This window comes from Streptomyces smyrnaeus (genome assembly GCF_017676345.1).
GTDB classification, from domain to species: domain Bacteria; phylum Actinomycetota; class Actinomycetes; order Streptomycetales; family Streptomycetaceae; genus Streptomyces; species Streptomyces smyrnaeus.
Genome location: NZ_JAFFZM010000019.1, coordinates 1 through 21,094, shown reverse-complemented (window position 1 = coordinate 21,094; position 21,094 = coordinate 1). Strand labels below are relative to the sequence as shown.

General features: G+C 71.6%; 15 protein-coding genes, 2 pseudogenes and 1 riboswitch. Of the genes and pseudogenes, 9 read left to right on the top strand and 8 right to left on the bottom strand.

Features of this window, described 5'->3' with window-relative positions:
- Positions 1-51 precede the first annotated feature (51 nt).
- Positions 52-573: pseudogene (locus tag JW613_RS36460) on the bottom strand (NAD-dependent epimerase/dehydratase family protein); the annotation flags it as partial.
- A 168-nt stretch (positions 574-741) separates the two neighbouring features.
- Between JW613_RS36460 and JW613_RS27120 the strand changes: the two are divergent.
- Positions 742-2,127 (top strand): helix-turn-helix domain-containing protein, encoded by a 1,386-nt coding sequence (locus JW613_RS27120; RefSeq protein WP_307866054.1) that lies wholly within the window; start codon positions 742-744, stop codon positions 2,125-2,127.
- Here JW613_RS27120 and JW613_RS27115 read toward each other — a convergent pair.
- Positions 2,116-3,057 carry a LysR family transcriptional regulator gene (locus tag JW613_RS27115; protein WP_307866052.1) on the bottom strand — a complete coding sequence of 314 codons (942 nt, stop codon included), beginning with the start codon at positions 3,055-3,057 and terminating at the stop codon, positions 2,116-2,118. The genes JW613_RS27120 and JW613_RS27115 overlap by 12 nt on opposite strands.
- 95 nt (positions 3,058-3,152) lie before the next feature.
- Between JW613_RS27115 and JW613_RS27110 the strand changes: the two genes are divergently transcribed.
- Positions 3,153-4,382, top strand: coding sequence for an MFS transporter (locus tag JW613_RS27110; RefSeq protein ID WP_209213524.1), 1,230 nt, complete (start codon positions 3,153-3,155; stop codon positions 4,380-4,382).
- 54 nt (positions 4,383-4,436) lie between these two features.
- Here the strand turns inward: JW613_RS27110 and JW613_RS27105 are convergent, their stop codons facing one another.
- Positions 4,437-5,813, bottom strand: a complete 1,377-nt coding sequence (locus JW613_RS27105; protein WP_209213523.1) for an aminotransferase class V-fold PLP-dependent enzyme — start codon at positions 5,811-5,813, stop codon at positions 4,437-4,439.
- Between the two features lie 188 nt (positions 5,814-6,001).
- Positions 6,002-6,120: riboswitch (SAM riboswitch) on the bottom strand.
- 747 nt (positions 6,121-6,867) lie between these two features.
- Positions 6,868-8,028 (bottom strand): 4-hydroxyphenylpyruvate dioxygenase, encoded by a 1,161-nt coding sequence (gene hppD / locus JW613_RS27100; RefSeq protein WP_099881327.1) that lies wholly within the window; start codon positions 8,026-8,028, stop codon positions 6,868-6,870.
- A gap of 150 nt (positions 8,029-8,178) precedes the next feature.
- Between hppD and JW613_RS27095 the strand changes: the two genes are divergently transcribed.
- Positions 8,179-8,661, top strand: coding sequence for an Lrp/AsnC family transcriptional regulator (locus JW613_RS27095; protein WP_099881330.1), 483 nt, complete (start codon positions 8,179-8,181; stop codon positions 8,659-8,661).
- A gap of 23 nt (positions 8,662-8,684) precedes the next feature.
- Here the strand turns inward: JW613_RS27095 and JW613_RS27090 are convergent, their stop codons facing one another.
- From JW613_RS27090 to JW613_RS27075, 4 genes are all read right to left on the bottom strand, one after another.
- On the bottom strand, positions 8,685-9,509 hold the full coding sequence (locus JW613_RS27090) for a S16 family serine protease (protein WP_209213522.1): 825 nt from the start codon (positions 9,507-9,509) through the stop codon (positions 8,685-8,687).
- A gap of 87 nt (positions 9,510-9,596) precedes the next feature.
- Entirely contained in the window at positions 9,597-10,241 is a 645-nt protein-coding gene (locus JW613_RS27085; RefSeq protein ID WP_099881334.1) for an IclR family transcriptional regulator, read from the bottom strand.
- Between the two features lie 337 nt (positions 10,242-10,578).
- Positions 10,579-12,378, bottom strand: a complete 1,800-nt coding sequence (locus tag JW613_RS27080; RefSeq protein ID WP_209213521.1) for a DEAD/DEAH box helicase — start codon at positions 12,376-12,378, stop codon at positions 10,579-10,581.
- A 121-nt stretch (positions 12,379-12,499) separates the two neighbouring features.
- Positions 12,500-13,162: a hypothetical protein gene (locus JW613_RS27075; protein WP_209213520.1), complete on the bottom strand. Its 663-nt coding sequence runs from the start codon at positions 13,160-13,162 to the stop codon at positions 12,500-12,502.
- Positions 13,163-13,533: 371 nt separating this feature from the next.
- Between JW613_RS27075 and JW613_RS27070 the strand changes: the two genes are divergently transcribed.
- The 6 genes and pseudogenes from JW613_RS27070 (at position 13,534) to JW613_RS27045 (ending at position 20,804) form a co-directional block, all read left to right on the top strand.
- Positions 13,534-15,039, top strand: a complete 1,506-nt coding sequence (locus JW613_RS27070; RefSeq protein ID WP_307866051.1) for an FG-GAP and VCBS repeat-containing protein — start codon at positions 13,534-13,536, stop codon at positions 15,037-15,039.
- A 240-nt stretch (positions 15,040-15,279) separates the two neighbouring features.
- Positions 15,280-16,392: pseudogene (locus JW613_RS27065) on the top strand (N-acetylmuramoyl-L-alanine amidase); the annotation flags it as partial.
- Positions 16,393-16,509: 117 nt separating this feature from the next.
- The gene (locus JW613_RS27060; protein ID WP_209213518.1) at positions 16,510-18,105 is read left to right on the top strand and encodes an MFS transporter; all 1,596 of its coding nucleotides are present in this window, start codon (positions 16,510-16,512) and stop codon (positions 18,103-18,105) included.
- 59 nt (positions 18,106-18,164) lie between these two features.
- Complete coding sequence (locus JW613_RS27055) at positions 18,165-19,070, top strand: LysR family transcriptional regulator (protein WP_209213517.1); 906 nt, start codon at positions 18,165-18,167, stop codon at positions 19,068-19,070.
- 97 nt (positions 19,071-19,167) lie between these two features.
- The gene (locus JW613_RS27050) at positions 19,168-19,740 is read left to right on the top strand and encodes a cysteine dioxygenase family protein (RefSeq protein ID WP_209213516.1); all 573 of its coding nucleotides are present in this window, start codon (positions 19,168-19,170) and stop codon (positions 19,738-19,740) included.
- Complete coding sequence (locus JW613_RS27045; protein ID WP_209213515.1) at positions 19,740-20,804, top strand: YeiH family protein; 1,065 nt, start codon at positions 19,740-19,742, stop codon at positions 20,802-20,804. Before JW613_RS27050 ends, JW613_RS27045 begins: the two co-directional genes overlap by 1 nt.
- Positions 20,805-21,094: the final 290 nt, after the last annotated feature.

Here is a 21,094-nt window from a genome sequence, read left to right as displayed (position 1 = left end):
TGTCTCGCCCCACGCCTTCGTGCTGCCGTAGACCAAGACGGGCCGCAGCGGGGTCTCCTCGGTGAACAGCGCGGGTGCCTTTCCGTGGACGGACTCCAGCAGTTGCCGCATTGAGCGCAACTCGGCACAGCGCAGGGAGTCGTCCGGCTCGCCGTTGCCGTAGACGCTGGCGGAGGAGACGACGACGAACCGGCGCAGCCGGTCACTGGCGGCGGCAGCGTCCAGCACGGTCTGTGTGCCGGTGATATTGGCTGCGATCTCGCGATGCGGGTGGCGTGTGCAGGCCGCCACATCGGCCAGCGCTGCTGCGTGGATGATGTAGTCGGCCCCGTCAACAGCACACGCAACGGCGGCCTGATCGGTGACGCTTCCCTGGATGATGTCGGGGTTGTCGAGGCCGACGCCGAAGATGTCCCGGTAGGTGTGGGCGGGATAGGCGTCCAGCGTGCACAGCACACGGGGCTGGGCTCCCAGTTCGCGCAGTCGAGCAGTGATGCGGCTGCCGATCAACCCGGCGCCTCCCGTCACCAAGACGGTTCGCCCAGCCAGCTCTGACAGATACGTGTCGGGCATGTTGCCTCCCGTTGCGGTCGGTAGGACGCCCCACGACAGCTCGGGTAGGGCGCCCACACCGATTGAGCCTCGGCCAGGAAGTGAGCGGGAGACGCAGCTGGTGGGTGCGCACGGTCTTTGCATCCCGTGCAAAAGTGACCGCGACCGTGTTTTCCGCTCCTACGATGGGTGCTCCGGCAGCGCGACCCAGAGGGTTCCGATGCGATCGGTGATTCGCTTACCGTCCGCCTCGTCCACGAAGCACGAAGCCCCGGGCGACCTAGTCCGCCGTATCAGGCGGGAGCAGGGCGTCACGCTGGAGAAGCTGGGCGGAAGACCGGGTACTCGGCCGCGCAGCTCTCCCGTCTCGAACGCGGCATCTCGCCGATGACGGTCGATGCCCTCCGGGCCTTCGCCGACGCCCTCGGCATCCCGTCCCGGGCTCTCGGCCCGCTCCTCGACACTCTCCGACCTGGCCGACACATCGAGCCGACCGGCCCCTATCCCCGAATCCCCGTGCCTACGCTGAGGGGCAGGGAGGACGGTGAGAGTGTGAGGCGTCGGCAGTTTCTCGCAGCCAGTGCTGCCGCGGCGGCGAGCGTCGGAGCTCCACCCGTCGACTGCCCCGCGCAGGCCCATGAGGCTCAGCTGGGCGAAGTCCTCGTCGCACGACTGCGCGACGCGATGCTCGGACTTGGCAGCTCCACGCCAGTCCCGGACTCCGAGCACTTGGCCGCCGAGCTCGACCACGCGCACCGCGACTACCGCTCTTGCGGGTACACCGACCTCGCCGTACGCCTGCCACGCCTCATCAGCGCCGCCCACGCGGCCCCCGCTACGGACCACCGCGTGCTGTGCAGCAGCTATCTCCTCGCGACACGGCTCCTGATCAAGCTGGACGAACAGCAACTCGGGTGGATGGCCGCCGACCGGGCCCGACAGCTGGCGACAGTATCCGGGGACCCGATCATCGTCGCCGAGTCGGCACGCCAGCTCGCCGTCCTCGCCCGTAAAGCCGGGTGGCACGACCAAGCGCTCTCCCTCGCACTCGACGCGGCCGACGCGCCCGAACTGCGCGACGCCGGCGCACCGGGTACCGCGCTGCGAGGACTGCTCGTCCAGTCCGCCGCCTACACCGCCGCCTGGAAGGGGGACCCAGCGGGAATGCGCGAGCTCACCACCGAAGCTGCCGCCCTCGCCTCCGGCCTTGGCGACACCCGGCTGAGGGACCTGGGCGGCTTCAGCCCCGCCACCGTGCAACTCCACCTCGTCTCGGCCGAGAACAGCGTCGGGGACCCGGCCCGGGCGCTGGCAGCAGCACACACCATCGACCCCGCCGCGTTGCCCAGCACCGAGCGCCGTGCCCGCCTGTACACGGACATGGCCCATGCCCACCACCGATGGGGGCACCGGGACGCCTGCATCTCCAGCCTCCTCGTGGCCGAACGCTGCGCCCCGCAGGAGACACACGCACGCCCCGCCGTCCAATCCCTCGTCTCCGGCCTGCTCCTCTCGGGCCGCACGACACCCGACCTCCGCGGCCTCGCCTCCCGAGTCGGCGTCCTACGGGCCTAGACGCCTTCGGCCGCAGTGGCTCAGCCCGCCCGTTCGCCTCTTTCCTCGCCCTCCCCCACCCCCAACTCCCGGAGGAACGCCCGTGCCTGCCGGGGTGAGGCGGGTGGCGCTCCACACCAGGCGCTCCTCGCGTTGCGGACCGTCGCGTACGGGCAGGACGCGCACGCCGGAGAGCTGGGAGACGAAGGCGGAGGGGAGCAGGGCGATGCCCATGCCGTTGCGGACGAGGCCGACCAGGAACTCCCAGTGGGAGACCTCGAAGGCGACCTCACGGCGCAGTCCGGCCGCCGCGAAGATCTCCTCGGTCTGGGCGCGGGCATGGCTGCCGGCGGCGAAGTCGACGAAGGTCTCCTCGGCGAGCCGGGCCAGCTCCAGCGGTTCCGGCGTTCCCTCCTGTGCGAGCGGATGGTCGGGGGCGGCCATCACGACGTGGTGGTCGCGTACCAGGGTGCGGCTGCGGACACCCCTGGTGCGGAAGGCCGGGGTGACGCCGAGGAACGCCAGGTCGAGCGTGCCCCGGCGGACCTCTTCGACCAGCATCTCGCTGCGGCTGGACGTCAGGCTGATACGCACCTGCGGATAGCGGGTGTGGAAGTCGCGGAGCAGCCGTGGCAGGTCGACGGAGGCGATGGTGCTGATCGCGCCGAGGGCGAGAGTGCCGCGGATCTCGCCGGTGGCCGCCGCGACCTCGGCGGCGGCCCGCTCGGCGGCCTCCAGCGACTGCCGGGCGGCGGGCAGGAACACCTCACCGGCCGGGGTGAGCGCCACCCGCCGGCTCGTACGGTCGAACAGCCGGGCGCCCAACTCCTTCTCCAGCTTGGCGATCTGGTGGCTGAGCGCGGATTGGACGACATGGCAGCGCTCGGCGGCGCGGGTGAAGCCACCGGTCTCGGCGACGGCGACGACGTAGCGCAATTGCTGGAGTTCCATGCGCGCACCCTAGCCCCGATCGATCGCGCTGCACGATCGCTCATATGACAAGGATGTGTTGGACTCATCGATGACGTCCACCGCAGTCTGAATCCATGACCGAAACAGCCCTCGGCACCTCCTCGGCGAGACCCGCCCGTACCAGCCCGGACCCCGGTGCCGCCGCACCCGGCCGGGGCCTGCTGCTCCTGATGGCGGTCGCCACCGGACTCTCCTGCGCCGGCAACTACTTCGCCCAGCCGCTCCTCGACCTCATCTCCCGCGACCTGCATGTCGGCACCACCCTCGCGGGACTGCTGATGACCGCCTCGCAGGCCGGATACGCGCTCGGCCTGCTGCTGATCGTTCCGCTCGGGGACGTCCTGGACCGGCGCCGGCTGGCCGTGGGACTGCTGGCGGCCACCGCGCTCTTCCTCGCACTGACGGCCGCCGCCCCCAACGGCCCGCTGCTGCTGGCGGGCACCGTGGCCGTGGCACTGACCGCGGTCGGCGCACAGGTCGTCGTCGGCTACGCGGCGGCCCTCGCACCGGAGGAGGCACGCGGACGGGCGGTGGCCACCGTGATGTCCGGGGTGCTGCTGGGCGGGCTGCTCGCCCGTACCGTCTCCGGCGCGCTGGCCGGACTCGGCGGATGGCGCACCGTGTACTGGGTCAGCGCGATACCCGTCGCCGTGATGGCCGTACTGCTGCACCGGTACCTGCCGCGCGTACGGTCGACGGCCCGGCTGTCCTACCCCGCGCTGCTGCGCTCCTCCCTCGCCCTGCTGCGCCAGGAGCCGCTGCTGCGCCACCGCTCACTGCTCGGCGGCCTCTCCCTCGCCTCGTACAGCGTGCAGCTCACCGCACTCACCTTTGTGCTGGCCCGCCCGCCCTACGACTGGTCGGAGGGAGCGATCGGGCTCTTCGGGCTGCTCGGCGCCGTCGGCGTCCTGGCGATGACCTTCGCCGGGCGGCTCAACGACCGCGGTTTCGTCCAGCACGTGACCGGGTCCGGCATCGTCCTGCTCGGCGGCGGCTGGCTGCTGCTCCTGGCAGGTGAACGCTCCCTTCTGTGGCTGTCGGTGGGCATCGTCGCGCTCAACATCGGCCAGCAGGCCGTGCTCAACAGCAGCCAGACGGTGCTGTACGCGCTGCGCCCCGAAGCCCGCAACCGCCTCAACTCCGTCTTCATGACCAGCTTCTTCGTCGGCGGCGCCACCGGCTCCGCGCTGACCGCCGTGGTGTGGACCCACGCCGGATGGAGCGGCGTGTGCCTGCTGGGCGCCGGACTGGCCACCGCCGCGCTGGCGGTGTGGGGCCTGGAGCGGGTGCGGGCGAAGCACTGACCTGGCAGGTCCCACAACCGATTGCCGACCCCGCCCGGCCGGACCGGGTCTACGTCAGGCGGAATCCGGGACGCAGCGGCCGTCCTCCGTACGGTAGGTCCAGCGCGCCCCGTCACGCACCAACTCCCGGACGGCGGTGACGAACCGGTCCACGTGCTCGTCGGGCGTTCCGGCGCCGAAGCTGACACGGATCGCGTTCAGCGCGGGCGTCCCCCCGGCCGCCCCGCACTCGCCCGGGGTGTCGCCCCGCTGCCCGAGCAGGGTGCGCAGCAGCGGATGCGCGCAGAACAGACCGTCCCGGACGCCGATCCCGTACTCGGCCGAGAGCGCCGCCGCGAAGTGCGAACTGTTCCACCCCTCGACGACGAAGGAGACCACGCCGACCCGGTCGGCGTCCTCACCGAACAGCGAGAGGACCTTCACCTCGGGAAGGTCGGCCAGGCCCTTGCGGAGCCGGCCCAGCAGCTCCTCCTCGCGGGCGGCGAGACGGTCGAACCCGGCCTCGGTCAGCGCCCGGCAGGCCGAAGCGATGGCGTAGGCACCGATGACATTGGGCGAGCCCGCCTCGTGCCGCGCCTCGCTGCGCTGCCACTCCACCTCCACGGTGCCGTCGTCGGTGCGGGACACCCGGCGGCTCGCGCCGCCGCCCGCCAGATACGGCTCCGCGGCGCGCAGCCAGTCGGCGCGCCCCGCCAGCACACCCGCACCGAAGGGCGCGTACAGCTTGTGCCCGGAGAACGCCACCCAGTCCGCCTCCAGTTCCGTCAGGCTGACCCGGCGGTGCGGGGCGAGCTGCGCGGCGTCCAGTACCAGCCGCGCCCCGTGCCGGTGCGCGGCGCGGGCCAGCGCCCGCACCGGCCACACCTCGCCGGTGACGTTCGAGGCGCCCGTCACACAGACCAGCTTCGGCCCGGCGGGCGCCGCGTGCAGCGCCGACTCCAGCGTGGCGACGGCCGCTTCGGGCGAGCGCGGCGCGTCCAGATACGTCACGTCGTGCGCGCGCCACGGAAGGAGGGAGGCATGGTGCTCGGTCTCGAACACGAACACCCGGGTCCCCTCGGGCAGTGCCGCCGCCAAAAGGTTGAGGGAGTCGGTCGTGGCCCGGGTGAAGACCACCTGGTCGCCCTCACGGCAGCCGAGGAACTCGGCGACGGTGCGCCTGCTGTTCTCGAACAGCTCCGTCGACAGCTGCGAGAGGTGACCGGCGCCGCGGTGCACGCTGCCGTAGTACGGCGCATACGCCGCCACGTCGTCCCACACGCGCTGCAGCGCGGGGGCGCTCGCCGCGTAGTCCAGCGCCGCGTAGGGGGCTTCGCCCCCGGTGACGAGCGGCACCTGAACGTCGCGGCCCAGCACCGGCAGCACCTCATCGGTACGGGAGTCGACGGACACGGAGGAACAAGAGGGGGCAAAAGTGGCGGTGGGCGACATAGCGGTACTCCTGGCAAGGTGAAGGCAGTCAGCGGCAAGGGGGAATCACGGCATGGCGACACCGTTGCGGGTCGCCTGACGGCGTGACAGTGGAGGGCCGGGGCGTGGAAAAGTGCCGCCCGTCGGCCCTAGCGCATTCGCTTGCTCACAGAAGGCTCCCTCGTAGACCAGGACCCCTGGCGGAGAGGGATCCGCGCTTGCCGTAGACCTTGCTGTCCTACGGCCTGGTCATCACCCGGGGCACCCCGCCACGGACGGAGGGTTGCCGGACAGCGGGCCGGGGCCTTGGTCGCTGTCGCTCGTGACCTGCGAGGGAGTATGCCACAGCCCTCGCGGCCCCACCATCGCCCCGTCCACCATGTGGACCCCCTCCGGCTGTCGCCGCCCCTGTTGTGGGGGCACGCCCTCGCTCCGCGGGGTGCGCCGCCTGCTTTGTGGGGGCACGCACTCGCTCCGCGGGGTGCGTCGCCTGCTTTGTGGGGGCACGCCCCCTGGGTTCTTCGGCTGCCGCCGAGAGGTCGTGTCGGGGGGCTCCGCCCCCCAACGGCCCCCCGCTAGGTGGGCTTCGCCCCCCTAGGACCCCCCTGCCCCCGAATGAGCTGTCCTTTCTTTCGAGCGATCGGCGTGCTTGTTGCTGCCCCCAATTCGGCCGGTGACGACCCTGCGGGTCGAGTTGTGGTGCCACTCCGCCCGCAAAGTGTGGGGCGGCAACGCCGGGCGGGAGGGAGCCGAAAATTACGTTGCCGGTGTCTCCTTTGCGGGAGGAGTCGCACCAGCGACGCTCCCGCAGGGTCGTCACCGGCCGAATCGGGGGCAGTGACGCACAGGCGGATTGCACGTACGTCAATGGCTTGCCTGGTTGCGGAAGGGGGGTCCTAGGGGGGCGAAGCCCACCTAGCGGGGGGCCGTTGGGGGGCGGAGCCCCCCGACACGACCCCTCGGCGGCAGCCGAAGGGCAAAGGGGGCGTGCCCCCACAACAGGGGGCGGCGGCAGCCGGAGGGGGACGGGGGGCGGAGCCCCGAGGGAGAGGGCCCTCATGGGGCGGCGGGGAGACTATAGGTTGCCGCGTAGGGCCTGTTCGCGTTCGATGGCTTCGAAAAGGGCTTTGAAGTTGCCCTTGCCGAACCCCATCGACCCATGCCGCTCGATGAGTTCGAAGAAGACGGTCGGCCGGTCCTGCACCGGCTTGGTGAAGATCTGCAGCAGATAGCCGTCCTCGTCGCGGTCGACGAGAATCTTCAGCTCGCGCAGGGTCTCCACGGGCACGCGGGTCTCGCCCGCCCACTCCCCCAGTGTGTCGTAGTAGGTGTCGGGGGTGTCCAGGAACCGGACGCCGGCGGCGCGCATGCTCCGCACCGTGGAGACGATGTCGTTGGTGGCCAGTGCGATGTGTTGGACGCCTGCGCCGCCGTAGAACTCCAGGTACTCGTCGATCTGGGACTTCTTCTGGGCGACGGCGGGTTCGTTGATGGGGAACTTGACCTTGAGTGTGCCGTCGGCGACGACCTTCGACATCAGGGCGGAGTATTCGGTGGCGATGTCGTCGCCGACGAACTCCTTCATGTTGGTGAAGCCCATGACCTTGTTGTAGAACGCGACCCATTCGTTCATGCGGCCGAGTTCGACGTTGCCGACGCAGTGGTCGACGGCCTGGAAGAAGCGTCGCTCGGGGGGCTCGACGATCGGGTCCATGGCGACGTAGCCGGGCAGGTAGGGGCCGTCGTAGCCGGAGCGCTCGACGAGGGTGTGGCGGGTCTCGCCGTAGGTGGCGATGGCGGCGCGCACGATCGTGCCGTGCTCGTCCTTGGTCTCGTAGGGCTCCTCGAGGCCGCGTGCGCCGTGTTCGACGGCGTAGGCGTAGGCCGCGCGGGCGTCCGGGACCTCGATGGCGAGGTCGATGACGCCGTCTCCGTGGGCGGCGACGTGGTCGGCCAGGAAGCGGCCCCAGTCGGTGGTGGGGCGGATGACAGAGGTGAACACGAATCGGGCGGAGCCGGATTCCAGTACGTAGCTGGCCGTCTCGCGGCTGCCGTTCTCCGGGCCGGCGTAGGCCACGGCCCGCATTCCGAAGGCGGTGGAGTAGTAGTGGGCTGCCTGCTTCGCGTTGCCGACGGCGAAGACGACCGCGTCCATCCCCTTGACCGGGAAGGGGTCTGCCTGCCGTGCGGTCTGCGGGGTTGCCGCGTGGACGTTCGTTTCGGATGCAGCAGTCATGGCGGCAGCGTCTCGCCGGACCACAAGGTGCGCAATAGTTTGCGTTTTCACTGGGCAGTTTGTTCAGTGGAACACGGGAAGCAGCGGACGATGTGTGCAATCTGTGCAGCCGCTGCTCGCCCTACGCCTTCGCTCACGGAGAGGCAAGTCATGGGCATTGACCGGCTGGACGGACGGCTGCTCGAACTGCTCGCCGAGGAGCCGCGGATCGGGGTGCTGGAGCTGTCCCGGCGGCTGGGAGTCGCCCGCGGGACGGCGCAGGCGCGGCTGGACCGGCTCACCTCCGGCGGGGTCATCCGGGGCTTCGGCCCGCAGGTGGACCCGGCGGCGCTCGGCTACCCGGTGACCGCGTTCGCGACGCTGGAGATCAAGCAGGGCCAGGGCCCGGACGTACGGGCCCATCTGACGACGGTGCCCGAGGTGCTGGAGCTGCATACGACGACGGGCAGCGGCGACATGCTCTGCCGGCTGGTGGCCCGCTCGAACGCGGATCTCCAGCGGGTGATCGACCGGGTGGTCGGCATGGAGGGCATCGTCCGCGCCTCCACGGCCATCGTCATGGAGAACCCGGTGCCGCTGCGCATCGTGCCGCTGGTGCGGCAGGCCGCGCAGGACAGCGGGGCCGCCGGGTGAGCGGCGGGACGGAACGCCCCGGTTCAGCAGCTGGGGACCTTGCCGTCCGTGCGGATCTCCTTCAGCGCGTCCAGTGCGCCCTGGAGCGAGCCGACCGGCACCAGCCGCAGCCCGGAGGGGAGTTGCGCCTGCGCCTGGCCGCACTGCGTCTTGGGCAGGAGGAAGTAGGTGGCGCCGTCGCGCCGGGCCGCCTGTGTCTTGAGCGGGATGCCGCCGACGGCCCCCACCTTGCCGTTCGCGTCGATGGTGCCGGTCCCGGCGACGGTGCGGCCGCCGGTCAGCCCGTGTCCGGCGCCGTCCCCGTCGAGCTTGTCGACGATGCCGAGTGCGAAGAACAGCCCGGCGCTCGGGCCGCCGACGTCCCCCAGGCGCAGCCGTACCCGCACCTTCTCAGGCGAGCGGTGCAGCTGGCGCAGGGCCGCGGTGACGGCCTTGTGCTGGGAGTCCTCCATCTCCTCGGAGATGCGCTCCTCGGCGTCCTCGGTGTCCCCGCCACCCGGGTAGACGGCCTCGCGCGGCATCACGGCCCGGTCCTCGCGGAACCAGGCGCGCACCACGTCGGGCAGCCGCACGGTGGCTTCCGGGCGGGTCGCGGCGATGGTGACGGACAGCAGTCGCCCCTTGTCCGCGCCCTGCGTCCTGGCGCCCTCGATCGCGATGACGGGCTTGCCGTCGGTCCTGCCGAGCACATCGGCGGTCTCGCCGGGCTGGGCGAGCGAGTACGGCAGCGGGGCGAGCAGCGCCACGACGAACAGCAGGACGACGGGCAGCGCGCAGAGCGCGAGCGTACGGCGGCGGGTACGGCGCGGGCCGTCGGTTCCCGGGGCGCGGGTGCTGGATGCGGACACCCCCGCAATCTATCGAGCGGTCCACGCGGCCGTACGGACACCCCGTCCCGCCGGTGCCCGTACGGCCGCGTACCGCGGTGCGGTCGGTCACCGCAGCGCGTCGGCGACCTCGTTGGCGGCGCGGACCACGCGGTGGCCGACCTGTTCGGGCACCGTCTCGGACAGCATCACCACGCCCACGCTGCCCTCGATCCCGCTCACGCCGAGCACCGGCGCGGCGGCGCCGCTGGCGCCCGCCTCCAGTTCGCCGTGGGTGAGGACGAATCCCGCCCCGCGTTCGCTGTCGGGTCTGCGACCGGCGAGTATCGCCCGGCCCGCGGCCCCCCGGTCGAGGGGATGGCGGAAGCCCGTACGGTAGGCGACGTGGTAGTCCGTCCAGCTCGGTTCGACCACCGCCACGGCCAGTGCCTCGGTGCCGTCGACGAGGGTGAGGTGCGCGGTGGCGCCCACGTCCTCGGCCAGCGAGCGCAGCGCGGGCAGCGCCGCCTCCCGTACCAGGGGGTGGACCTGGCGTCCCAGACGCAGCACACCGAGCCCGACCCGGGCGCGTCCGCCGAGATCACGGCGGACGAGGGCGTGCTGCTCCAGGGTGGCCAGCAGCCGGTAGACCACGGTCCGGTTGACGCCGAGCTTGTTGGACAGCTCGGTGACGGTGAGGCCGTGGTCGGTGTCGGCCAGTAATTTGAGGACTCGCAGCCCTCGGTCGAGCGTCTGAGAGGTCTCCGCGGTCACGACGCCCCCCTCCCTCGGGTGAGTGACGGCAGCCGCGGGTGCGGAAGCGGTTGGCGGTCACCTCCCCCGGCCCCTGGCCTGGGTCGGTACCCCAAGCGCAGCGCTGGAGGCCGCCGGTCGCGGTGGCACTGGCAAGAGCTGTAGCGATGCAAGCTGGGCAAGCTGAGTGTCATCGAGGTAACCGGCCGCCCGTGGCGGTGTCGCCACGGGCCGTGTGTCCCGGAAACCTAGCGAGGAGCACCGCTGACCGGAAGAGTCTGTCCAGAATCCGGTCTCCGCCTGACCGCCTTCACCACAAAAATCCCGAAGGTGCGGACTCGAAATTCTTTTCGCCCGGCTATTTCATCCGGGTGGCCCACTCCCGCACTTTCGCGATGCGTGCCTCGATCTGGCTCGCGGTCGCCTCCGCGCTGGGCGGCCCCCCGCACACCCGGCGCAGCTCGTTGTGCACGACACCGTGCGGCTTGCCGCTTTGGTGCACATAGGCGCCGACCAGGCTGTTGAGCTGCTTGCGCTTCTCCAGCAGCTCCTTGTGGGTGACCACGGGACGCTTCTCGGCGGGCATCTCCAGCAGGTCGGCCTCGCCGTCGGGCCTCTTCCTGCTGTGCGCGATCTGCCGGGCCTGCCGCTTTTGCAGCAGCAGCTGCACCTGATCGGGCTCCAGCAGTCCGGGAATGCCGAGGTAGTCCTGCTCCTCCTCGCTGCCGGGGTGCGCCTGCATGCCGAACTCGGCACCGTCGTACATCACCCGGTCGAAGACCGCGTCCGAGGCCAGCGCCTCGAAGGGCAGCTGGTCCTGTTCGCCGACTTCTTCGTCCTTCTCCTGCTCGGCCTCCTTGAGCAGGTCCGCCTCCTCGGCGTACGGGTCGTCCTCGTCGCCCTTCTTCGGCTTGTCGAGGACGTGGTCGCGCTCGACCTCCATCTCGTTGGCGAAGGTCAGCAGCGTGGGGATGGTCGGGAGGAAGACGGAGGCGGTCTCGCCGCGCCGCCGGGAGCGGACGAAGCGGCCGACGGCCTGGGCGAAGAACAGCGGCGTGGAGACGGTGGTGGCGTACACCCCGACGGCCAGCCGGGGCACGTCCACGCCCTCGGAGACCATGCGGACGGCGACCATCCAGCGGTCCTCGTTATGCCGGAAGTCCTCGATGCGCTGCGAGGCGCCGGTGTCGTCGGACAGGACGACGGTCGGTTTGCTGCCGGTGAGCTCCCGCAGCAGTTTGGCGTAGGCGCGGGCCGAGTCCTGGTCGGAGGCGATGACCAGGCCGCCCGCGTCGTGCACCGATTTGCGGACCTCCGTCAGCCGGTGGTCGGCCGCGCGCAGTACGGCGGGCATCCACTCGCCGCGCGGATCGAGCGCGGTGCGCCACGCCTGGGAGATCGCGTCCTTGGTCAGCGGCTCGCCGAGTCTGGCCTCGATCTCGTCCCCGGCCTTGGTGCGCCAGCGCATGTTGCCGCTGTAGGACAGGAAGATGACGGGCCGCACGACGCCGTTGGCGAGCGCGTCGCCGTAGCCGTAGGTGTAGTCGGCGACCGACCGCCGGACGCCCTCGCCGTCCTCGGCGTACTCCACGAACGGGATCGGGTTGGTGTCGGAGCGGAACGGGGTGCCGGTCAGCGCCAGACGGCGGGTGGCGGGCTCGAACGCCTCCTGGCAGGCCTCGCCCCACGAGCGGCTGTCGCCGGCGTGGTGGATCTCGTCCAGGATCACCAGGGTCTTGCGCTGCTCGACGCGGTTGCGGTGCAGCATCGGCCGTACGCCCACGCCCGCGTAGGTGACGGCGATCCCCTGGTACTCCTTGCTCAGCGGGCCCGCGCTGTACTCCGGATCGAGCTTGATCCCCACCCGTGCCGCCGCCTCGGCCCACTGCTTCTTCAGATGCTCGGTCGGCGCGACGACGGTGACCTGCTGCACGACGTGGTGGTGCAGCAGCCACGAGGCCAGGGTGAGGGCGAACGTCGTCTTGCCGGCGCCCGGCGTCGCGACGGCGAGGAAGTCGCGCGGCTGCCGCTCCAGGTACGCGTCCATCGCCGCCTGCTGCCAGGCCCGCAGCTTGCTGGCCGTGCCCCAGGGGGCGCGGCCGGGGAAGGCGGGAGACAGATGGTGGTTGTTGCTGGGGGTGGTGGGGGTGGTAGTCACGGTCTCCGGGACGACGGGGTCAGGTACGGCGGCGGCCGACTGGGCACAACCCCGGCAACCCTACCGTCGGCCCGGCGCGTGCGGAGCAGCCCCGGGTCACTGTGACCAACCTCCCGGCAGGTCACCTGGGTTGCGCGCGGGTGAACTGGTCCGGCTTGCCGTTGTCCCAGTTGAGCGTGAGCTTCCGGCCGCCCTCGCTGACCACGGCCCGCCCGGTCAGGGTCCGGCCCCGGCAGCTGCCGCCGAGCCGCAGATCGCGGTCGATCGTCCCGGTGCAGCTGACGCCGCTGCCGGAGAACGTGTACGAGCCGCCGTTGACGGTGAAGGTGATGGCCCTGCCCTTGACGAGGTAGGGGAAGTACCAGGTCCCCTGCACACCGGCGGCCCGGCCACCGCCCCCGTGCTGCCGCTCGGAGGAGTCGGGGCCGGCTCCCGCGCCGGGCGCCCGCTCGCCGTCCGCGGTGCCCGAGCCGGTGGCGCGGCCCGGACTGCTGGAGGCGGAGGCTTCCGCGGCGCGGGCGCTGCCGTTGCCCGCCGACGAGGAGTGCGAGGACTCCGCGGAGGGGCGGGCCGAGGTCCCGGTGGCGGAGGAGGCGCCGGCGGAGGAGCTCGCCCCGGGCGGGGCGCTGTCCTTCTCCGGGCCGGGGCTTCGGCTCGCGCTGCGGTCCGGCCCGGGCTTCCGGGCCGCCTCGGGGTTCTTGCCGTCCCCTTCGCCGGCGCAGCCGGACAGGGTGAGTGCCACGACCGCGACGACACCTGCGACGAGTGGAGTTGTTCCCCGCACGAGCATTCCTGTCCTGTCCGATGGCCGACCCGGAAAAGGGGCGGCTCGCCCAAAAGGGAATTTCCCGGGGAGTTTGCCACAGCAGGCACAGCAAAACCATCACAAACGGAATGGTTTCTCCCCTTCGTCTCCGCCGGACCGGGAATACGGAAAAGCGAGCGGAAAGCAGCCGGCCGGACCCGGCACCGACCTGCCCGCCCCGGCACGGCAACCTCGCGGCAACCCGCTTGTCGGCCCAGCGCAACCCTTCACCCGTCTCGCAGGTCTCACCGGTGAATGACCAACGCCCCGGTCCCGGTCCGTCCCCGCAGGCCCAACTTCCGCTCATGACAAGGCCGCTGCGGACCGGAGCACCACCCACAGGAGGATGAGTGCGTCACCACGCAGAAGCCACCCCCACCGGCACCGTAAGCACCACCACCACCGCCACCGCCACCGCTGCCCGCGTCATCGGGCTGGCGGCCGTCCTGGTGGCCGGCTCCGCGCTCGTCGCGGGCCCGGCGAACGCGCAGACACCGGGCAAGACGACGGCCCCTGGCGCCGCAGCCATAGCCGGCGCCGCCGCGCCGAAGGCCGACTTCGACGGGGACGGGTACGCCGACACCGTCGCGGCCGCGCACAAGGCGACCGTCGGGGGCAAGCAGTACGCGGGCTATCTCACCGTCGCCTACGGCTCGGCGAAGGGAGCGAGCACCACGCACCGGCAGCTCTTCAGCGCCAACTCGGCGGGTGTGCCCGGGGAGGCCGAGGCCTACGGCAACTTCGGTCACAACACCGCCGCCCGCGACTTCGACGGTGACGGCGTCAGCGATCTGGCCGTCACCAGCAACAACGGCGTCGTCATGCTGTGGGGCGAGAAGGGCAAGGGCCTCACGAGCGCGACGCAGCTCACCGAAGCGACCGACCACATCGCCCGGCTCGTCGCGGGGGACTTCGACGGCGACGAGAAGCCCGACCTCGCCCTGGGCACCGGCGACTTCGACAAGGGCCTGAAGGTGCTCCACGGCGGCTTCACCCGGGACGGCAAGGCGGCCAGGAGCAGCGAGGTCACCACCGGCCACGAGTTCGGCCCGACATCGCTGACGGCGGGCGACATCACCGGCGACGGCGTCGACGACCTGGTCACCACCCATGCGTTCGAGGAGATGTCCGAGAGCAGCGAGTTCTTCGCGGGCTCCGAGGACGGACTCGTCAACAAGCCGCAGCACGTGACCGACGCGGAGAGCGGCGTCATCGCCGACGTCGACAAGGACGGCTTCGGCGACCTGGTGATCCGTACCGTCCCGGGCGGCGTCGTGGAGAATCTGCCCTACGACCACGGCACCCTCAAGGTCCTCTACGGCTCGGCCAAGGGCCCGGGTGCCGAGCGGACGGCCACGCTGACCCAGAACAGCGCGGGCGTCCCGGGCGTCAACGAGGAGGGTGACGAGTTCGGCAAGGCCCTGGCCGCCGGTGACGTCAACGGTGACGGCTACGCCGACATCGCCGTCGGTGTGCCCGGCGAGGACATCGGCAGCGGCGCCGGCGGCAAGAACACCGGTGCCGTCGTCCAGCTCCTGGGCGGCAAGAACGGGCTGACCGGCACCGGCGCGAAGAACTGGGACCAGGGCAGCGCGGGCGTGCCCGGCGCCGTCGAGGCGCAGGACGGCTTCGGCTCGGCGATGACCCTGGGCGACACCGACAAGGACGGCCGGGACGACCTGGCCATCGGCGCTCCGGGGGAGGACGGTGACAGCACCGCCACCGACGCGGGCGCCGTGTGGGTGCTGCGGGGTGCCTCCGGCGGCCTGACCGCTGAGGGCGTCGTGTCCTACGGGCCGAAGGCCTTGGGGGCCCCGGAGAAGGGTTCGCAGTTGGGGAGCAGTTTCGCCCGCTGACCTTCGCGGAGTGTGCCGACGCCGCCCTGGTGGATTCCTCCACCGGGGCGGCGTTCGGCTTTTCGCCGTCGGGCGGGGAATCGGCCGGGGGCGGCATGGTCGTTGTCGCCCGCGCGGTCTCCCGCGCCCCTTCGGGGTGCTCAACTGCCGGTGTTCATAAGGGCGTTGTCATGTCCTAACCACATGAGTACTGTGACGCCCCAGGCGCCTGAGCTCCATCCCCCCACCACAGGAGCAACCATGCCCCCACACACCCATGCCCGCAGGTCGCACAAGCGGACCCGCGCCACCGTCGCCGTCGGTCTCGGTGCCGTCCTCGGCTCCACCGCGCTGTTCGCCGGTGTCCAGTCGGCGACGGCCGGACCGAAGGACTCCACCCCCTCGATGAACGAGTCCTTCGAGTCGGCCGCCGAGAAGTACGACGTACCGCGCGATGTGCTGGCCGCCGTCGGTTACGGCGAGACGCACTTCGACGGCCACGACGGCAAGCCCAGCCAGGCACACGGCTTCGGCGTGATGCACCTGGTCAGCAACCCCTCCCGGCAGACGCTCGAACAGGCGGCCGAGATCACCGGCGAGTCCGTCACCGAGCTGCGCGAGGACACCGACGCCAACATCCACGGCGGAGCAGCCGTACTGCGCGCCCACGCCGACAAGCTCGGTCTGAGCGCGGCGGAGCGCAACGACGTGGACGCGTGGTACCCGGCCGTCGCCCGCTACAGCGGCGCCGAGGGAGCCGTCGCCCGGATGTACGCCGACGACGTCTACGACACCCTGGACAAGGGTGTCGGCGCCACCACACCGGACGGCGAGCGGATCGAGGTCGCCGGCCGTACCGTCCACCCCGACAAGAGCGAGGTGGACGCGTCCGGACTGGACACGAAGGCCCCGGACTACCCCGACGCCGCATGGGTGCCTGCCCATGGCGCCAACTACGCCGACGGCCGCAGCGCCAAGATCGACAAGATCGTCGTTCATGTGACGCAGGGCTCCTACGCGGGCACCATAAGCTGGTTCCAGAACCCCGACGCCAAGGTCAGCTCCCACTACGTGGTGCGCTCCAAGGACGGCCAGGTCACCCAGATGGTGCGCGACGCGAACACCGCCTACCACGCGAGAAGCGCCAACTCCTCCTCGCTGGGCATCGAGCACGAGGGGTACGTCGACGACGCCTCCTGGTTCACCGACCCGATGTACCGCTCCTCCGCGAAGCTGACCCGCCATCTGGCCGACAAGCACGGCATCCCGCTCGACCGCAAGCACATAGTCGGGCACAACGAGCTCCCCGACAACGACCACACCGACCCGGGCAAGCACTGGAACTGGGACACGTACATGAAGCTGGTCAAGGGCTGAGCAGCGCAACCGCGCCCTGACGCCCGGCCCGACGCGGCCTAGGACCAGCGGCGGAGCGGTCTCAGCAACCACGGTAGGTGTCGCCCTTCCCGGGGGGCACTTACCGTGGTGAGCATGCCAGCGACCGAGACCGGCCCCGAGCCCCTTCCGCCGCCAGACCCGGCGACGCTCCGCGCAGAGTCCGTCCTCAGCGGCACCCACCGGCCGCTGACGTTCGGCATCGTCTCCGTCGTCCTCCTCATAGCCTTCGAGGCGACCGCGGTCGGAACGGCCATGCCGCTGGCCGCCGACGAGCTGGACGGCATCTCCCTGTACGCGTACGCCTTCTCCGCGTTCTTCACCACCTCCGTCGTCGGCATGGTCGCCTCGGGCCAGTGGTGCGACCGAAGAGGGCCGCTGCCCCCACTGGCCACCGGCATCGCGCTGTTCGCCGGTGGCCTCGTGCTGTCCGGCACCGCCGCGGCCATGTGGGTCTTCGTCCTGGGCCGCGCCGTGCAGGGCGTCGGCGGCGGGCTGGTGATCGTCGCGCTGTACGTCACCGTCAGCCGGGCCTACCCCGAACGGCTGCGCCCCACCGTGATGGCCGCGTTCGCCGCGTCCTGGGTGGTGCCGTCCATCGTCGGCCCGCTGATATCCGGAACCGTCGCCGAACACCTGGGCTGGCGCTGGGTGTTCCTGGGGATACCGGCGCTGGTGGTGCTGCCGCTGCTGGTGATGCTGCCACCGCTCAAGCGCCGGGCCTCCGGGCCGCCCGAGGCAGCCGCCGGGGACGGGGGCGGGGCGGGCTCCGGAGGTGGCCGCAGAAACGTTTCCGGAGGCGGGCGGCGCATCCGGCTCGCGGTCGCCGTCGCGCTGGGCGCCGGACTGCTCCAGTACGCCGGCCAGGACCCGCGCTGGCTCGCGCTGCTGCCCGCCGCCGCCGGAGTCGCCCTGCTGGCCTTCGCCCTGCGGGTGCTGCTCCCCCGCGGAACCGTACGGGCGGCGCGCGGGCTGCCCGCCGTTGTCCTGCTGCGCGGCATCGCGGCCGGCTCCTACGTCGTCGCGGAGAGCTTCGTCCCGCTGATGCTGGTGACCCAGCGCGGGCTGTCGGTCACCCTCGCCGGACTCACCCTCGCCGCCGGGGGCGCACTGTGGGCGCTGGGCTCCTTCACCCAGTCGCGGCCCCGCTGGGAGCCGCACCGCGAACGGCTGGTGCAGACCGGGATGGCACTGGTCACCTTCGCCATCGCCTACACCCCGCTGGTGCTGGTGGAATCGGTCCCGGTATGGACACTCGCCCTCGCCATGGGCATCGGCTGCTTCGGCATGGGCCTGACCATCTCCTCGCTGAGCGTCCTGCTGCTGGGGCTCTCGGCACCCGACGAAGCCGGACGCAACTCCGCCGCCCTGCAACTGAGTGACGGCCTGTCCAATGTGCTGCTGCTCGCCCTGACCGGCACCCTCTTCGCCGCCCTCGGCGGCGGCTCCGTCTCCGTCACCGGGACCTCGGGCGCGGGGGAGCACACGGGCGCGGGCGGAGCGGACGCCGCACAGCCGGCGGCGTTCACCGCCGTCTACGCCGTCTCGGCCGTCGTCGCCCTCATGGGCGTCTGGGTGGCGGGCCGACTGCGGCCCGAGCCGGACACCGGGGCGCCCGGCGAGGCGGAGCCCCGCAGGGCCGCGCCGGCCGAAACGGAAGAGCCCGCCGGGGCAGCAGTGCAAGGGGAGTGATCCAGAAGCGGAGCCACCCGGCCTGACACACCAACCCAAAATCTGCTTATGGTTCTGCCATGTTCGACTCGCGGCACATCAAGACCTTCCACGAAGTGGTGCGCGCGGGCTCCTACTCCGCCGCGGCCCGCGCCCTGGGCTACACCCAACCGGCGATCACCCAGCAGATGAAGGCGCTGGAACGATCCGTCGGCACCCCGCTGTTCATCCGCGTCGGCCGCCGGATGCGGCTCACCGAGGCCGGGGAGGCGCTGGCGCGGCACTCCGAGGTGATCCTGGAGAGCATCAGCACCGCCCAGCAGCAGATGGAATCCCTCACCAGGCTGCAGGCCGGGAAGGTCACCGTCTGCGCCTTCCCCAGCGCGGGCGCCACCCTGGTGCCCGAGGCCCTGGCCGAACTGGCCGCCGAGCACCCCGGCATCCGCGTCCGGCTCCAGGAGGACGAGCCGCCCGAGTCGCTGCGCCGGGTGGTGCGCGGCGAGTGCGACATCACCCTCGCGTTCACCTATCCCGGCCTGCGCGAACAGGTGCCCGAGGAGCTGGTCGAGATCCCACTGCTGGAGGACCAGCTCACCGTACTGCTGCCCGTCGGCCACCCGATGGCCCGCCGCCGCGCGGTACAGCTGCGCGAACTGGCCGACGAGCGCTGGATCGCCGGCTGCCTGCGCTGCCGCGCCAACTTCCTGCACGAGTGCGCCGAACTGGGATTCGCCCCCGAGATCGCCTTCACCACCGACGACAACCTGGTGGTGCAGAGCCTGGTCGCCGAGGGGCTGGGAGTCGCCATGGTGCCGGGCCTGGTCCTCTCCTTCCTCCTCCACAAGAAGGTGACAGGACGCGCACTGGACCCCGCCTCCCGCCGCCAGGTCTCCGCCTATGTGCTCCGCGAACATCTGGAGATACCGGCGACCGCGCGCGTCCTGGACGCGCTGCGCACGGTGGCGGAACGCCGCGTGGGCTGCTGACAGCGCCCCCGGCGCCGCAACACTCATAAGCAGAACTGAGAACCTCCCCAACGAACCGTCGTTGGACGTGATAGGTGACCGCCACGACGCTGCCCGTATGACAGCGACGACGACCACTCCTTCCGCCGCCCCGACGACGCAGCGCCTGCAGGGCCTCATCGAGGACGTGCGCGAGGCCGTCGGCAGGGGGCTGCCGCCGGACGTGACCGCGTACCTGGTCGGCGAGAAGCTGACACCGCACCTGGGCGCCGACGATCTGCTGACCGACGCACAGTGCGAACCCGACCCCGAGCACTACCGCCAGCACGTGCTGCACGCCGAACGCGACGGCAGCTTCTCCGTCGTCGCCCTGGTGTGGCTGCCCGGCCAGGGCACCTCCGTCCACGACCACGTCTCCTGGTGCGTCACCGGGGTCCACCAGGGCGAGGAACACGAGCGCCGCTACCGGCTGCTGCCCGCCGAGGCCGCCGGCGGCAGCGCGCGCCTCGTCGCCACCGAGGACGTGGTCAACCCGCTGGGCGCCGTGTGCGGCTTCGCCCCGCCCGGCGACATCCACCGCGTGTGGAACGGCTGCGACACCGTCGCCGTCTCCCTGCACATCTACGGCGCCGACATCTCCCGGCTCGGCAGCAGCGTCCGCCGCGTCTACGACCTACCGGCCGACGCCTGATGGCACTCCTGGGGGACCGCGCACGGACAGCCCCGACCACGGCTCCCGCCACCGCACCCGCAAGCAAGCCGCCCGCACACAGACCGAGCCGACTGCCCGGGCTGGCCCTCGCCGCACTCGGCGTCGCAGCGGCGTCGACGGTGCATCTCCTGCTGCCCGCCGTACCGATGCTGACCGCGGCAGTGGTGCTGGGCATCGCCACCGCCCATCTGCCCGGAGCACGGGGGCTGGTCCGCGGAGCCGCCCGCCCCGGGCTGACACTGGCGGCCAAGCGGCTGATGCGGCTCGGCATCGTGCTGCTCGGACTGAAGCTCGCACTCAGCGATGTGCTGGGGCTGGGCTGGGCGACACTGGCGATGGTGGTGTGCGTCGTCGTCGCCACCTTCTTCGGCACCGTATGGCTCGGCCGCAGACTCGGCCTGCGCGGCGACCAGCCGGTGCTCATCGCGACCGGCTACTCGATCTGCGGCGCCTCCGCCATCGGCGCCGTCAGCGAGGTACGCGGCAGCGACGAGGAGGACGTCGCCACCTCCGTCGCGCTGGTGACGCTGTGCGGCACCCTGGCCATCGCCGTACTGCCCCTGCTGCAGGCCCCCCTGGGACTGGACGCCGGACAGTTCGGACGGTGGGTCGGCGCGGGCGTACACGACGTGGGCCAGGTCGTCGCCACGGCCCAGACCGCCGGCCCGGAAGCACTGGGACAAGCCGTACTGGTCAAGCTGCTGCGAGTACTGATGCTGGCGCCGCTCGTCGCGGCAATGGTGCTGACGGTGCGGCGGCGCGGGCGCTCCGCCGCCGCGGAGAAACGCCCCCCGCTGGTGCCGCTGTTCGTGGTGGGCTTCCTCGCCATGGTCGCCTTCCGCACCACCGGCCTGCTGCCGGGCGGCGCCTTGGACGGCGCCGCCCGGATCCAGGAGATCCTGCTGGCCGCCGCCCTGTTCGCCCTCGGCAGCGCCGTCCACCTGCCGTCCTTGACCCGCACCGGGTTGCGGGTCGCCGCGCTCGGTATGAGCTCCTGGCTCGTCATCGCCGGCACCGCCTACACCGGCATCCTCCTCACCTAACCCTGGGGGCTCCGCCCCCCGTCCCCCTCCGGCTGCCGCCGCCCCCGTTGTGGGGGCACGCCCCCTTGGTCTTTCGGCTGTCGCCGAGGGGTCGTGTCGGGGGGCTCCGCCCCCCAACGCCCCCCGCTAGGTGGGCTTCGCCCCCCTAGAACCCCCCTGCCGCAACCAGGCAAGCCATTGACATACATGGAATCCGCTTGCCTGTTGCTGCCCCCAATTCGGCCGGTGACGACCCTGCGGGTCGAGTGTTGGTGCCACTCCGCCCGCACCGGCGTTACCGGCAACGCCGG